Annotated in this window: 12 protein-coding genes and 1 pseudogene; 5 read left to right on the top strand and 8 right to left on the bottom strand. The window is 60.7% G+C overall.

All coding sequences use genetic code 11. The features are described from left to right. Window positions 1-19: 19 nt before the first annotated feature. Window positions 20-1,468 carry an aldehyde dehydrogenase family protein gene (locus tag ACVWYU_RS25950; RefSeq protein WP_247257410.1) on the bottom strand — a complete coding sequence of 483 codons (1,449 nt, stop codon included), beginning with the start codon at window positions 1,466-1,468 and terminating at the stop codon, window positions 20-22. Window positions 1,469-1,476: 8 nt separating this feature from the next. Next, complete coding sequence (locus tag ACVWYU_RS25945) at window positions 1,477-3,114, bottom strand: 5-guanidino-2-oxopentanoate decarboxylase (RefSeq protein ID WP_457374049.1); 1,638 nt, start codon at window positions 3,112-3,114, stop codon at window positions 1,477-1,479. A 159-nt stretch (window positions 3,115-3,273) separates the two neighbouring features. Here ACVWYU_RS25945 and ACVWYU_RS25940 point away from each other — a divergent pair, with 159 nt between their 5' ends. Continuing rightward, a complete protein-coding gene (locus tag ACVWYU_RS25940) occupies window positions 3,274-4,155 on the top strand; it encodes a LysR substrate-binding domain-containing protein (RefSeq protein WP_090324837.1) in 882 nt (293 codons plus the stop codon). 128 nt (window positions 4,156-4,283) lie between these two features. Here the strand turns inward: ACVWYU_RS25940 and ACVWYU_RS25935 are convergent, their stop codons facing one another. Next, window positions 4,284-4,898 (bottom strand): NAD(P)-dependent oxidoreductase, encoded by a 615-nt coding sequence (locus ACVWYU_RS25935; RefSeq protein ID WP_457374048.1) that lies wholly within the window; start codon window positions 4,896-4,898, stop codon window positions 4,284-4,286. A 69-nt stretch (window positions 4,899-4,967) separates the two neighbouring features. After that, the gene (locus tag ACVWYU_RS25930) at window positions 4,968-5,852 is read right to left on the bottom strand and encodes an MBL fold metallo-hydrolase (protein WP_457374047.1); all 885 of its coding nucleotides are present in this window, start codon (window positions 5,850-5,852) and stop codon (window positions 4,968-4,970) included. Between the two features lie 139 nt (window positions 5,853-5,991). Between ACVWYU_RS25930 and ACVWYU_RS25925 the strand changes: the two are divergent. Together ACVWYU_RS25925 and ACVWYU_RS25920 are read left to right on the top strand one after the other, a co-directional pair. Beyond that, window positions 5,992-6,897 (top strand): annotated as a pseudogene (locus ACVWYU_RS25925) (LysR family transcriptional regulator). 88 nt (window positions 6,898-6,985) lie between these two features. Further along, complete coding sequence (locus ACVWYU_RS25920; RefSeq protein ID WP_162837843.1) at window positions 6,986-7,162, top strand: hypothetical protein; 177 nt, start codon at window positions 6,986-6,988, stop codon at window positions 7,160-7,162. A 9-nt stretch (window positions 7,163-7,171) separates the two neighbouring features. On the opposite strand, the gene ACVWYU_RS25915 is transcribed toward ACVWYU_RS25920, so the two are convergent. Then, window positions 7,172-8,068 carry a helix-turn-helix domain-containing protein gene (locus tag ACVWYU_RS25915; RefSeq protein ID WP_090324844.1) on the bottom strand — a complete coding sequence of 299 codons (897 nt, stop codon included), beginning with the start codon at window positions 8,066-8,068 and terminating at the stop codon, window positions 7,172-7,174. Window positions 8,069-8,258: 190 nt separating this feature from the next. Here ACVWYU_RS25915 and pobA point away from each other — a divergent pair, with 190 nt between their 5' ends. Next, the gene (gene pobA, locus ACVWYU_RS25910) at window positions 8,259-9,443 is read left to right on the top strand and encodes a 4-hydroxybenzoate 3-monooxygenase (RefSeq protein ID WP_174552504.1); all 1,185 of its coding nucleotides are present in this window, start codon (window positions 8,259-8,261) and stop codon (window positions 9,441-9,443) included. Window positions 9,444-9,521: 78 nt separating this feature from the next. Beyond that, a complete protein-coding gene (locus ACVWYU_RS25905; RefSeq protein WP_247257369.1) occupies window positions 9,522-11,039 on the top strand; it encodes an MDR family MFS transporter in 1,518 nt (505 codons plus the stop codon). A gap of 64 nt (window positions 11,040-11,103) precedes the next feature. Here the strand turns inward: ACVWYU_RS25905 and ACVWYU_RS25900 are convergent, their stop codons facing one another. From ACVWYU_RS25900 to ACVWYU_RS25890, 3 genes are all read right to left on the bottom strand, one after another. After that, entirely contained in the window at window positions 11,104-11,952 is an 849-nt protein-coding gene (locus ACVWYU_RS25900; RefSeq protein ID WP_247257370.1) for a cache domain-containing protein, read from the bottom strand. 150 nt (window positions 11,953-12,102) lie between these two features. After that, the gene (locus tag ACVWYU_RS25895; protein WP_457374046.1) at window positions 12,103-12,978 is read right to left on the bottom strand and encodes an ATPase; all 876 of its coding nucleotides are present in this window, start codon (window positions 12,976-12,978) and stop codon (window positions 12,103-12,105) included. Between the two features lie 106 nt (window positions 12,979-13,084). Continuing rightward, on the bottom strand, window positions 13,085-14,077 hold the full coding sequence (locus ACVWYU_RS25890) for an NAD-dependent epimerase/dehydratase family protein (RefSeq protein WP_247257372.1): 993 nt from the start codon (window positions 14,075-14,077) through the stop codon (window positions 13,085-13,087). Window positions 14,078-14,100 lie beyond the last annotated feature (23 nt).

The raw sequence follows: 14,100 nt of genomic DNA, 5'->3' as shown, positions 1-14,100 counted from the left end.
ACTCACCTTTTTCGTGCCTTCAGACGGCCCGAATCACGTGCTTGATTTCCTGGAAAGCCTGCAAGCCCCACGGGCCCAATTCGCGGCCGATGCTGCTCTGTTTGTAACCACCCCAGGCGGTCTGCGGGAAGATCACCTGCGGTGCGTTAATCCACACAAGCCCCGCCTGCAAGGCGTTGGCGACACGATCCGCTGCCTGTGCATCACGCGTGACCACGCTGGCGACCAGACCGAACTGGCTGTCGTTGGCCAGGGCAATCGCTTCGGCTTCGCTGGCAAAGCTGCGCACACAGATCACCGGGCCGAAAATCTCTTCACACCACAACGCACTGTCGAGGGGCACTTCAGTGAAGATTGTCGGCTGCAAAAAATATCCGCGCGGCAGATCCGCCGGACGATTTCCGCCGCAAATCAGCTTGGCACCGGCACTCAGACCGCGGTCGATGTGGCCGAGCACGCGCTGGTATTGCGCCTGGTTGACCAACGCGCCCATCTCCACGTTAGGGTCGAACGGGTCTGCCACGCGAATCGCTTCGGCGCGGGCCTTCAGACGAATCAGGAATTCATCGGCCAGTTCATCGGCGACCAGCACGCGGCTGGTGGCCGAGCACATTTGCCCGGCGTTGAAGAATCCGCCGCCACAGGCGACTTCCACCGCCAAATCGATATCGGCATCGGCCAGCACCAGCAACGAGGATTTGCCCCCCAGTTCCAGGCTCACGCCCTTGACGGTTTCCGCCGCGCGCTGCATGACTTGCACGCCTACCGCGTTACTGCCGGTGAACGACACCTTGGCAATGCGCGGGTCCGCCGACAACGGTGCGCCGACCGCCAGACCCGTGCCGCATACCAGGTTGAACACGCCATCGGGCAAACCGGCCTGGGCAATGATGCGGGCCAGTTCCAGCTCCGGCAGCGGCGTCACTTCCGACGGTTTGAGCACCACGCAGCAACCGGCAGCCAGGGCCGGGGCGAGTTTCCAGGCCGTGGTGACCATCGGGAAGTTCCACGGCACGATCAGGCCGACCACACCGCAGGGTTCGCGGCGCAGACGAGCGCTGAAATCTTCGCTCGGCAATTCGACGGCGCTGTCCTGTTTCGCGTCGAGGCCTTCGGCCAGACCGGCGTAGTACTCGAACGTGGCGATCACGTCGTCGACATCGATGGCCGCTTCGAACTGTGGCTTGCCGTTGTTGGTCGACTGTAAATGCATCAGGCGGTCACGACCGGCCTGCACGCCAGCGGCGATTTTGCGCAGAATCGCACCACGCTCGGCACCGGTGGTTTTCGACCAGTCGGCGAACGCTTTGGTCGCCGCGCCGACCGCTTGCTCGACAGCCCGTTCGTCACCGCCATTGACCGTGGTCAACAAGGCTTCGGTCGACGGGTTGATCACACGCAGGTGTTCGTTGCCGGCCGACCATTGGCCGTCAATGAACAGGCCGTCCAGAGTGGTTGGTAAGGTCAAGGCAACGCTCATTTCGACACCGCCTTGGTCCAGGCATTCTGATCGATTTCAATCAGGGTCGGGCCTTGACGATCCGAGGCCACGCGCAATGCACCACGCAGTTGCTCGACGTCGCTGACCGCTTCGGCGGCGCAACCCAGGCCCTTGGCCACAGCGATGAAGTCCGGGGTGTAAATATCCACGCCGACCGGCTCGATGGCGCGGTTGACCATGTACTTCTTGATCTCTTCGTAGCCCTGGTTATTCCACAGCAGCACGATCACCGGCGTGCGCGCTTCAACGGCACTGGCCAGCTCCGGCAGGGTGAATTGCAGGCCTCCGTCGCCGATCAGGCACACCACCGGCGGGCGTGCGCCAGTCTCAGTGCTCCCCCCCAACCAGGCGCCAATCGCGGCCGGCAAGGCGTAACCGAGGGTGCCGTAACCGGTGGACGAGTTGAACCAGCGACGCGGGCGCTCCGGGTTGAAGGTCAGGTTGCCGGTGTACACCGGTTGGGTCGAATCGCCGACGAACACTGCGTCTGGCAATTGCTGCAGCACGGTTTCCAGGAAACAGGTCTGGGCCAGGGTCGGCGCATCCCAGGAGGCCGCCAGCTCTTCACGCAAACGCGCGGCACGGACCTGACCCCAATCGCCCTGGCGCTGGGCCAACGATTTTTCCGACAGCGCGCTCAACAAGGCTTGCGCCGCGTTGCGCGAGTCGGACACCAGCGCCAGGTGCGGCGGGTAGTTGCGCACGGTTTGATCCGGGTCGATGTCCACGCGCAGCAGCTTGCCAGGAATCTCGAAACCACCGGCAAAGGTGACGTCGTAGTCGGTCTCGGCCAATTCAGTACCGATGGCCAGCACCACGTCTGCCTCGGCGACCAGCGCACGGGTGGCGACCAGGCTCTGGGTCGAACCGATCAGCAGCGGATGACCAGACTCCAGCATGCCTTTGGCATTGATGGTCAACGCGACAGGCGCCTCCAGCAGCTCAGCCAGTTCAGTCAGCTCGGCGGCGGCATCGATGGCACCGCCACCGGCGAGAATCAGCGGACGCTTGGCGCCGGCCAGCATCTCGGCCATGCGCGACACCGCGCTCGGCGAAGCACCGGCACGGTCGATGTTCACCGGGACGCTGTCGAGCAGGTCGTCGGCTTCTTCCACCAGTACATCCAGCGGAATTTCGATGTGCACCGGGCGCGGACGGCCGGCCTGGAACAGCGCAAACGCACGGGCCAGAACACCCGGCAATTCCGACGCCGACATCAGGGTGTGGGAGAACGCCGCGACACCGGCGCACAGGGCGCCCTGATTCGGCAGCTCATGCAGCTTGCCGCGACCGCCGCCCAACTGGTTGCGCGATTGCACGCTGGAGATCACCAGCATCGGGATCGAATCGGCGTAGGCCTGGCCCATCGCGGTGGTGATGTTGGTCATGCCCGGGCCGGTGATGATGAAGCACACGCCTGGTTTGCCGCTGGTACGGGCATAGCCGTCGGCCATGAAACCGGCGCCCTGTTCGTGACGCGGCGTGACATGGTTGATGCTCGAACGGGCCAGCCCGCGATACAGCTCCACGGTATGAACCCCGGGGATGCCGAACACCTGCTCCACCCCGTAACCTTCGAGTAACTTGACCAATACTTCGCCACACGTCGCCATGTCATTGCCCTTCTTGTTCGATTGAGACGCCGGGCCTGCGCAGTGTTTATGATGGATTCGCAGGTCCAGGGATGGCCTCATTGGAACGGGCGACACGTAGCCGCAACAATGGATAAAAAGTCATACTAGCCATGTCCTCACGTCATACCTTGGATCCGAATGAAACGACTGCCTCCCTTGCCGGCGCTGTACACATTTCTGATTACCGCGCAGTGCTGCAACTTCACCCGGGCCGCCGAGCAACTGCATATCACTCAGGGCGCGGTGAGCCGGCAGATTGCCGGGCTGGAAGATCACCTGGGTTATGAACTGTTCATCCGTCAGGCCCGCGGCCTCGACCTCACCGCCGAAGGACGGGAATGGCTGCCACGGGTCCGGCAGATTTTCGGCCTGATCGACGAAGCGGTGGAGCAGATCGGCGAGAAGCGCGAAACCCTGCAACTCAAGGCCCCGACCTGCGTCATGCGCTGGCTGTTGCCACGCCTGTTGCAGTGGCAGAAAGAACGCCCGGACGTGCCGGTCGAATTGACCACCACGGTCAAGCACGGTGTGGATTTTCATCGCGAACAATTCGACGCGGCCGTGATGTATGGCGCGCCCCCGGACGCTTCGCTGGTGTCGCAACGCCTGTTCGAGGAACGGCTGACACCGGTGTGTTCCAAGCCATTGCTCGAAGGCCCCGTGCCGCTGCAAAGGCCGGAGGATCTGGAACAGCACATGTTGCTGCACCCGACCCGGGATGAACGGGACTGGAAGACCTGGCTGGCCACGGCGGATGTTCGCTTGAGCAATGTGAGCAAGGGTCAGCATTTCGAAACCCTGGATCTGGCGATGTCGATGGCATCGCAGGGAACCGGTGTGGCGATCGGTGACTGGTCGCTGATTGGCGATGACCTGAATGCCGGGCGGCTGGTCATGCCCTTCGATCTGATCGTAAAAACCGGCTTGGCGTATTACCTGGTTTTCCCCGAAAAACCAGGACCTTCGGCGAAATTACGCGAGTTGATGGGGTGGTTGGTGGAACAGGCGCAGAGTCGCTGAAAGCCAGGAATCCTGGCGTGAGCCCCCCCTGTGGGAGCGACCTTGCTCGCGAGGGCGCTGGATCAGTCAATCACTGTTGATTGATCAACCCCTATCGCGAGCAAGCTCGCTCCCACAGAAAAGTCTGTTCAGTACCCGACGGTAAACCGCTGGCGAATGTGCTTCGGCGCGTCCACTTCATCGAGCATGGCGATCGCATAGTCGGCAAACGTGATCCAGCTACGCCCTTCGCTGCTCACCAGCAAATCATCCTTGCCGATCCGGAATTTGCCCGTGCGTTCGCCTTCGACAAACTCTGCCGACGGCGACAGAAAGGTCCAGTCCAGATCCTGTTCCTGACGCAGATTCTCCAGGAACTCGGCACCCGCCCCGGCCTCTGCCTTGTACTCTGCCGGGAAGCCTTTGCTGTCGATCACCCGGGTGCCATCCGGCAACAACAAAGACCCGGCACCGCCCACCACCAGCAAGCGATTGACCCCGGCCTTCTTCACCGGCCCGATGACGGCACTGGCAGGCAGCGTGGAGAAATGCGCGGCGCTGATCACCACGTCATGACCGGCGACTGCGGCTTGCAACGCCGCGCTGTCGAGGGCGTCGACATTCTGGCTGACCACACCGGCACGCGGGCCGATCTTCGAAGTATCGCGGGCGATGGCGGTGACGCTGTGACCACGACGCAGGGCTTCTTCCAACAGCTGGCTACCGGCACGACCGGTGGCCCCGATGATTGCGATTTTGCTCATGACGTTCTCCAGTTGGTTGAGGTGTATCTGTAGCGACAAAAATGTTTATGTAGCAGTCATCACAAAAACTCATTCACCCCACTTCATCTCGCCCTTGGCGACCTTGGCGCTCAACTCCAGGGAGCTTTCGTCACCCAGGGTCGGGAAGCGCTTTTTCATCGCGGCGATCAGCGCGGCAGAATCCTTGGCCTTGGCGGTTTCTTCGTCGAAGGCCTTGATGTAATCGGCAGTGAATTGCACAGCCGCCAGGGAACGGGCGCTGTCACCGAGGTAATGACCCGGGATGATGGTTTTCGGCTTCAGGGATTCGATCGACTGCAGCGTAGCCAACCAATCGGCGTGGGACTGCGGGGTTTGGGTATCGGCCATCCACACATGGATGTTTTCTGCCACCACCACACCACCGACCACGGCCTTGATCGATGGAATCCACACGAAGCTGCGATCCGGTTGCCGGCCCTCAAGACCGACTACCTGCAATTTCTGCCCTTCGAGCATCAGGCTGTCGCCCTTCAGCACCTGCGGCACGATGGTTTTGGCCGGAACATCCGCCCCCATTTTCGGCCCCCAGAACGCCAGTTTGCCGTCGACGGTGTGCTTGATGTGCTCAACGGTCGGCCGGGAAGCGAGCACTTTGGCTTTGGGGAAGGCAGTGGTCAGGGTGTCGAGACCGAAGTAATAATCCGGGTCGCCGTGACTGATGTAGATGGTGGTCAGTTGCTTGCCGCTGGCGCGGATTTTTTCCACCACCTGTTCGGCCTGGGACTTGCCGAATTGGGCATCCACCAGAATGGCCTCTTTCTCCCCGCTGACCAGCACCGACGACACCGGAAAAATAGCCTTATCGCCAGGGTTGTAAACATCCAGTGTCAACGTCGATGCAGCAGCGTGAGTGGCAAAACCCAAGGCGGCACCGGCCAGTAAAACGCGTTTGAGAGTGGTGAAACCAAGCATCTGTTGCTCCGTAATCCAATGGCTGTCTTAGTCCCTTGCAGGAGCGAGCTTGCTCCTACAGGGAACGCAGCTTAGTTGCACGGTTCAGTACAAAAAATGCGATGCTGGAACATAGTTTGTTTCTGAAAGCGGGCAAATCATGGATCGTCTACAAGCAATGCGGGTGTTCGTCACGGTGGTCGACCTCGGTAGCCAGTCGGCCGCCGCCGATCATCTGGAGCTATCCCGGCCGGTAGTTTCGCGGTATCTGGCGGAGCTGGAAGACTGGGTCGGCGCGCGCTTGATGCACCGCACCAAACGCAAGTTGAGCCTGACCGCCGCCGGCAGCGAAATCCTGCCCCGATGCCGGCAAATGCTCGAATTATCCAGCGACATGCAAGCCGCCGTCAGCGAACCGGACGAAGCTCCGCGCGGCCTGCTGCGGATCAGCGTCAGTACTTCATTCGGTCAGGCGCAGCTGGCTGATGCCATGGCGGCATACGTCAAGCGCTACCCCGGCGTGAGCATCGACATGCAGATGCTCGATCGCACCGTGAACCTGGTCGATGAGCGCATCGATCTGGCGATTCGCACCAGCAATGACCTGGACCCCAACCTGATCGCCCGCCGACTGACCGTCTGCCGCTAGGTGATCTGCGCCTCCCCCGCCTACCTGCGCGAGCACCCCGCACCGCAACGGGTCGAGGACCTGAGCCAGCACAATTGCCTGACCCATTCCTACTTCGGCAAAAGCCTGTGGCATTTCGAACAGGACGGCGAAGAGGTCTCGGTGCCCGTCCAGGGCAACATCAGCGCCAATGAAGCCAGCACTCTCATGCGCGCGGCGATGGCCGGCGCCGGGGTGGCGATGCTGCCGACCTATCAGGCTGGCGTGCACATCCATAGCGGCGAGTTGGTCCGCTTGCTGCCAGGGGCCGAGCCGCGACAGATGAGCGTGTACGCGGTGTACGCCTCGCGCAAACACATGCCGGCGGCATTGCGCAGCCTGCTGGATTTTCTGGTGGTGAGATTCCCCGAAGAACCGGTGTGGGATGTCGGCCTGTAAGCTCCGTTCCCTGTACGAGCTGGCAACTCAGTAGCGCTGACCTATGCTCAAAGTAATACCGAAAGGTATTCGTTCAGAGGTCAGCGCCATGAACATCAAAACCAGAAGGTACCTCGCCATCTTCATCACCTGCGCGGTCACGCTCGGGCTCTATGGCGCTGCGGCCTGGCGGGTCGAGCAGTTACGCAACCTGCCCCGTGAATATGCCAGCTGCAACTTCGAGCGCTGCATTCCACACAACGCGACCCTCAACGCCCTGCGGTAAACGAAGAGGTCAGGCCTCGTTGCCCTGATCGGCCTTCAAGCGGTCGCGGAAAGCCTTGGGTGAGATCCCCACCCGGCGTCGGAACAGGCGCGTGAAGTTGGTCGGATCTGAAAACCCCAACACGTCGGACATTTCATAAATGGTCATGCTGGTGTAGGTCAGCAAGCGCTTGGCCTCCAGCAACTGGCGTTCGTGCATGATCTGCAACGCCGGCTGGCCGGCCAGTTCGCGACAGGTGCCATTGAGGTGGGACACGGAAATCCCCAGTCGATGGGCCAGATCCTCGACCTTGACGTGTTGGCGATAGGTTTCTTCCACCAGTTGAATGAACCCGTTGAGATATTCCCGGGCGCGTTGTGGTCGCTGCGTGGCGTTACGACGCTGAATCACCTGGCGGCTGATCCATACCATGATCACGCTGACCAGCGAATGCATGAGCATTTCCCGCGCCGGCTGGTGCCCTGTGTATTCGGCTTGCAAGGCCGAAAACAGGCTGTTGAGGTACTCGCTGTTCTCGCCCGCCGGGTAGCTCTCGGCCTGGGCCAGTGCATTTACCGACTGCCCCAGTTGCGCCTGCAGGTGGGCGATCAGCGGCGCCGCCAGGGTCACGACAAAGCCTTCGACATCTTCGGAAAAACGATAGCCATGCACCGATAACGGCGGCAGGACCAGGATCGCCGGCTCGCTCAGCTGCGTACGTTTGCCTTCGATTTCAAGCTCTGCCTGACCTTTGAACACGAAGAGCAACTGGCATAAATCGGCGTGGCGATGGGGTTTGATTTCCCATTGATGTTCGCGACTGCGTTTGGAAATGGTTTCACAGTGCAGCAAGTCCGGGGTTGGCCAATCCAGGCTTTCACCGTAGAGCTTGAACACTGGAATCGAAGGCAGGTCAGGCTTGTTCATCACTTCAATCCAGGCCTCGGAATAGATGACGGGCGATAATCGCACCGATTGGCAGAATGTACAGGTATCAGCTCAGTTTTCACCTTCAATTGACAGACCCGCAAGTGAAAAATGCAAGCACTCGATCCATAAAACTCACTCACCGACCCTGGTCGTGTGCAGCTTGCGAGTCATAAAAACAATGAAAACCCTGAAAACCCAAGTCGCCATCATTGGCGCCGGTCCTTCCGGTCTGCTGCTCGGTCAATTGCTGCACAACGCCGGCATCGACACCCTCATTCTCGAACGTCAAAGCCCGGATTATGTGCTCGGGCGAATCCGCGCCGGGGTCCTCGAACAAGGCATGGTAGAGCTGTTGCGCCAGGCCGGCGTGGGTCAGCGCATGGACGCTGAAGGATTGCCCCACGGCGGCTTCGAACTGGCCCTCGACGGACGCCGGATCCACATCGATCTGCACGCCCTGACCGGCGGAAAAAACGTGATGATCTACGGCCAGACCGAGGTCACCCGCGACCTGATGGCCGCTCGTCAGGTCGCCGGCGCCCAGACGATTTACCAGGCAAGCCACGTCGTGCCCCACGGCATGAAAACCGATGAAGCGTTTGTCACCTTTGAAAAAGACGGCGAACAGTATCGCCTCGACTGCGATTACATCGCCGGATGCGACGGCTTCCATGGCGTGGCGCGACAGTCGATTCCCGCCGAGTGCCTGAAGGTCTTCGAACGGGTCTATCCCTTCGGCTGGCTGGGGATTCTTGCCGACACGCCTCCGGTCCACGAAGAACTGGTCTATGCCCGCCACGAACGTGGTTTTGCCCTGTGCAGCATGCGCTCGGCGACCCGCACCCGTTACTACTTGCAGGTGCCGGCCGACGAAAGCGTCGAGAACTGGTCCGATCAGCGCTTCTGGGATGAGCTTAAATGCCGTCTGCCACAAGCTTTGGCAGACAACCTGGTGACCGGACCGTCGATCGAGAAAAGCATCGCGCCACTGCGCAGTTTCGTGGTTGAGCCGATGCAGTACGGGCGGATGTTCCTGGTCGGCGACGCGGCGCACATCGTCCCGCCCACCGGCGCCAAGGGCTTGAACCTGGCTGCCAGCGACGTCAGCACACTGTTCAATATCCTGCTGAAGGTTTACCGCGAAGGCCGTGTCGACCTGCTGGAAAAGTACTCCGAAGTCTGCCTGCGGCGAGTGTGGAAGGCTGAACGGTTTTCCTGGTGGATGACCTCGATGCTGCACCGCTTCGATGATCATGATGCCTTTAGCCAGCGCATTGCCGAGTCGGAGCTGGAGTACTTCGTTGATTCTGAGGCTGGCCGGAAAACCATTGCAGAAAATTATGTCGGCCTTCCGTATGAGGCTATCGAATAGCCTGCTACCGACTTACACTGGCGAGCATCCCCGCTCGCCTTGCCACTTGCGGGTTATCACTGCCCGCAGGTTTTCCTCGTGACCAATCTCAAACAGCCTGAAACGCCCAAACCGGCCATCCGTAGCGTATTGATCGCCCTGATGCTGGCGATTTTCCTCGGCGCCCTGGACCAAACCATCGTCGCCGTGTCGATGCCGGCCATTTCCGCGCAGTTCAAGGACGTCAGTCTGCTGGCCTGGGTGATTTCCGGGTACATGGTGGCGATGACGGTCGCGGTGCCGATCTACGGCAAACTGGGCGACTTGTATGGGCGTCGCAAGTTGATGCTGTTCGGCATGGGCTTGTTCACCCTCGCGTCGTTGTTCTGCGGCATGGCCCAGAGCATGGAGCAACTGGTGCTGGCGCGGATTTTTCAAGGCATCGGCGCCGGCGGCATGATCTCGGTCAGCCAGGCGATCATCGGTGACATCGTGCCGCCACGGGAACGCGGTCGCTATCAGGGCTATTTCAGCAGCATGTATGCGGTGGCCAGCGTGGCCGGTCCGGTGCTGGGTGGCTACATGACTGAGTACTTGTCCTGGCGCTGGGTGTTCCTGATCAACCTGCCGCTCGGCCTGGGTGCCTGGCTGGTGGCCAATCGCACCTTGGTCGGCTTGCCGATTCCACAGCGCAAGCCAGTCATCGATTACCTCGGCACCCTGCTGATGATCATCGGGCTGACGGCGTTGCTGCTGGGCATTACCCAGGTTGGTCAGGGTCATTCATGGCGCAGCGCCGAAGTGCTGGCCCTGCTCGGTTGCGCAGTGTTCGTGCTGGGCTTGTTCGTGGCCTATGAACGACGGGCACCGGAACCGTTGCTGCCCATGCATCTGTTCGCCAATCGCAATGCGGTCCTGTGCTGGTGCACGATTTTCTTTACCAGTTTCCAGGCGATTTCGTTGATCGTGCTCATGCCGCTGCGCTTTCAGAGCGTCACCGGTGCCGGCGCCGACAGCGCGGCCCTGCATCTGCTGCCGCTGGCCATGGGTTTGCCGATCGGTGCGTATTTCGCCGGCCGTCGTACGTCTGTGACCGGACGCTACAAACCGATGATCCTGACCGGCGCCGTGCTGATGCCGATCTCGATTCTCGGTATGGCCTTCAGCCCACCCCAGGCGTTTTTGCTCAGCAGCCTATGCATGTTGCTCTGCGGCATCGCCGGGGGCATGCAGTTTCCGACGTCACTGGTGGGCACACAGAACTCAGTGGAACAACGTGACATCGGCGTCGCCACCAGCACCACCAACCTGTTCCGGTCGCTGGGCGGCGCGGTGGGCGTTTCGGTGATGTCGGCGCTGCTGCTGGCATTGTTGCAGGATTCGAGTTTCGCGCACCTCGCCGGCTCGTCGCTGATCGCCGAAGGTCATTCGGGGAATGTGCTGCTGGACGGTTTGAACGCTGCGGCGGGTGATACACAAAACGCTCTGCGGGCCGAACTGCTGCTGACGTTTCGGCATTTATTGATGGTCAGCGCGGCGGTGTCGCTGCTGGGGCTGGCGGCGGCGATTGCCATGCCGAACATGCTGTTGCGCGGGCGTGAGGACAAAGTCCGGTAGTTGGAACGTGTCGCCTGCCATCGCGAGCAAGCTCGCGATGGCGTCATCGACAGACACCACATCCTCAAGGGCTGTAATACCCCACAGCCACCAGAAAATGCCCGACTTTCTTCAGGTAGGCGTGCTTGTCCTCGACCTTGCCGGTCACCGGATTTTTCCAACGATATTCGTACTCGCCGTAATCCTGCCTGGCGATCAATGCCAGAATCGGCTCGCCCACCGGCTTGCCTTCGGGGTCGTTGATCTTGCTGAAATCGGTGTTGATCAAGCGCAGGTTGGTGCCGTGGGCGACGTAACGCCGGGTATTGAGATCGACCACAAACACATACAGGTCATCCTGCAAATAACCACCCTTGAGGGAGTTGATGGCCTTCAGGGTGCCCTTTTCGTCCTTGGCCAGATCGGCCGCGGCTTTATTCAGCAGGGCCATGGCCTGTTCCGCCGACGCCCGGGGCAAGTAGTAACCGACCGCAATGATCCGCTGACCCACGCGCTGGTAGAACACATGCTTGCGCTCGACCTTGCCGTCGGCCCAGTTCTGCCAGCGGTATTCCGCCTGTTGAATGCCATTGCCCTCTGGCACTTTCAGGGCGTCCTTGAAGGTTTTCTGCAAATCCGGCCCGAGCACATCAGAGACATCACGGCCAATCAGCGCCGAAGACGGCCCGCCACTGGCGAGCATGACGCCCTTGGTGTCGAGCACAAAGACATAGCGGTCCTTATCGACAAATTCGCCCTGTCGGCTGAACGCCGCAAAGGCCTTGTCGCCATTCTCGTGGTAATAGGCCAGGGCTTTTTCCAGCAAGGCGATGGCCGCCTGACTGTCAGCCTTTTCTGTGTCGGCGGCTTGGACCTGGCCCAGGCACAGCAAAAGCATGCTGCCCAGCCAGGCCAACTTGTGCAGAACCCCCATTGCGCATTCCTCGTTCTTGATGGTGTTTCAAGAGCGTAGACGCGTTGGGGATATGCACGAATATTCAGGATCCGCAGTGAAGGTATCGGAGTGGCTTCGCCACCCAGCGGGAGCAAGCTCCCTCGCCACAATGTCTGCCTGCCTGCGCGATTACTGGCGGGCGCGCAGTTGCTGCTGCAGGTTCTGGATCTGCGCCTGAAGGGTATTGATATTGCGAGTGACCTGGCTGCGGAACGCATCGAACTCCGCGGTATTAGTCGAGCCTTGAACCGGCGTCGGGCGATTGTCCTGTTCGCTTTTGAGCACCACGATCTCCTGCTCCAGACGCTCGATGGCGGCGCTCGGATTGCCTTGCTTCTTCAGTGCAGTGATGTCGGCACCGAGGCTTTTCAGCTGGGCATCGAATTTTCCCGTGTCTGCCGGGGCACTCTTCAGTGCGGCCACGTCGCTGATCAACACTTTGACCTGGGCCTGCAACTGCGTGTTGGCGGCTTGGTGCTCAGTGTTTTGCGCAGTGATTTGCGCCAGGCGCTTGTCCAGATCGGTGGTTTGCGCCGTCATCTGCGCCAGGCGCTTGTCCAGTTCCGAGGTTTGCCCGGCCACGCCTTGTTGCTGCTGGCTCTGGTCCTGCAGCCTGCTTTCCAGCTGTTTGATCTGCAACTTCAGGGCTTCGCTGTCGCTGGTGACGTTGGTCTGACTGGCGACGACCTTGCCGGAAATGTCCTGCAAGCGCCCCGCCGCTTCCTCACTGATCCGGGCGAAGCTTTCCTGGGTAGCCACCAGTTGCTGCTCCATCAGCGAAATCTGTTGAAAGCTCCACCAGGCCAGCCCCGCGAAGGCAAAGAACAGAGCCCCGACCAAGGCCCACAATGGCCCGGTACTCGGGCCTTTGGCCTGCACTACCGGCACGGGCCGTGAGTGCACGGAAGTACGCTTGGTGACCGGAAAATCATCGTCGTCGAGGCTGTCGGCGCGCAGGCTCGGTACGTCGTCGAAGTCATCGTTGGCATCGTTACGCATGGACATTGAGTCAACCTTTGTGGAACGCGGTGATAACTGGATGCGGCGAGTATAACCTTCACTGCCGCACCGATTGACCTTCACCCCCCGGCTCGGTTCAGTGCCGCGCTGCTCAGCGAATATCCTGGGCCTTCCACCAGCCGCAGAACTCATCCAGCGCTGTCCACAGACTGACCTTGGGGTCGTAATCCAGATAATGCCGGGCACGGCTGATGTCCAGGGTGAAATTTTTGTTCATGACCTGCATGCCCAGCCGCGACAGGGTCGGTTCGGGGCGCCCCGGCCACACTTTGCAGACGCCCTCATTGAGTGCGGCGACGGTGTAGGCCAGGCCGTAGGAACGGTAGCGTGTTACTTGTGGGACTTCCATTTTGCGCATGACGTAATTGACCACGTCCCACAATGGAATCGGTGTTCCGTTGCTGATGTTGTAGGCCTTGCCCAAGGCCGAACCACTGGCCAGCAAACTGCTGAGCAACGCTTCATTGAGGTTCTGCATGCTGGTGAAATCGACCTTGTTCAGGCCGTTGCCGATAATTGCCAGGCGTCCCTTGCGCTGCATGTTCAGCAAGCGCGGGAAGATGCTCATGTCACCGGCACCGGTGACGAAACGCGGACGCAGGGCCAGGGTTTCGAGGCCGAACTCCTGGGCACCGAAGACCTTTTGCTCGGCCAGGTATTTGGTCGCGGCGTAAGGATGCTTGAAGCGTTTGGGCACCTGTTCTTCGGTCAACCCCAGGTGATCGCGACCATCGAAATAAATCGACGGCGACGACAAATGCACCAGCCGCCGGACCCGCTGCTTCAGGCAGGCTTCGACTACGTTTTCAGTGACCTGGACGTTGCCTTGGTGAAAGTCCTGATAACGTCCCCACAAACCGACGGCACCGGCGCAATGCACCACGGCCTCGACGTCGGAACACAGGTCGCGCGCCAGTTCAGGATCACTCAAGTCGCCCTGGATGAACTCGGCGCCGCGCCGCACCAGATGCTCCACTCCTTCGGCCCGGCGACCGTTGACCCGCACATCAAGGCCCTGCTCCAGGGCGAAACGCGCAAAACGCCCGCCAATGAAACCGCTTGCGCCGGTGACCAGAATCTTCATGTATTGCTCCGAATATTTCGTTT

Source organism: Pseudomonas sp. TE12234, from assembly GCF_054061835.1.
This window is presented reverse-complemented; position numbering and strand designations above follow the sequence as displayed.

What these genes read in the sequence shown, in the direction of transcription:
- ACVWYU_RS25945 (WP_457374049.1), bottom strand. Translation starts at nt 3,114, where the DNA reads ATGGCGACGTGTGGCGAAGTATTGGTCAAGTTACTCGAAGGTTACGGG.
- ACVWYU_RS25940 (WP_090324837.1), top strand. Translation starts at nt 3,274, where the DNA reads ATGAAACGACTGCCTCCCTTGCCGGCGCTGTACACATTTCTGATTACC.
- ACVWYU_RS25935 (WP_457374048.1), bottom strand. Translation starts at nt 4,898, where the DNA reads ATGAGCAAAATCGCAATCATCGGGGCCACCGGTCGTGCCGGTAGCCAG.
- ACVWYU_RS25930 (WP_457374047.1), bottom strand. Translation starts at nt 5,852, where the DNA reads ATGCTTGGTTTCACCACTCTCAAACGCGTTTTACTGGCCGGTGCCGCC.
- ACVWYU_RS25920 (WP_162837843.1), top strand. Translation starts at nt 6,986, where the DNA reads ATGAACATCAAAACCAGAAGGTACCTCGCCATCTTCATCACCTGCGCG.
- ACVWYU_RS25915 (WP_090324844.1), bottom strand. Translation starts at nt 8,068, where the DNA reads ATGAACAAGCCTGACCTGCCTTCGATTCCAGTGTTCAAGCTCTACGGT.
- ACVWYU_RS25900 (WP_247257370.1), bottom strand. Translation starts at nt 11,952, where the DNA reads ATGGGGGTTCTGCACAAGTTGGCCTGGCTGGGCAGCATGCTTTTGCTG.
- ACVWYU_RS25895 (WP_457374046.1), bottom strand. Translation starts at nt 12,978, where the DNA reads ATGTCCATGCGTAACGATGCCAACGATGACTTCGACGACGTACCGAGC.
- ACVWYU_RS25890 (WP_247257372.1), bottom strand. Translation starts at nt 14,077, where the DNA reads ATGAAGATTCTGGTCACCGGCGCAAGCGGTTTCATTGGCGGGCGTTTT.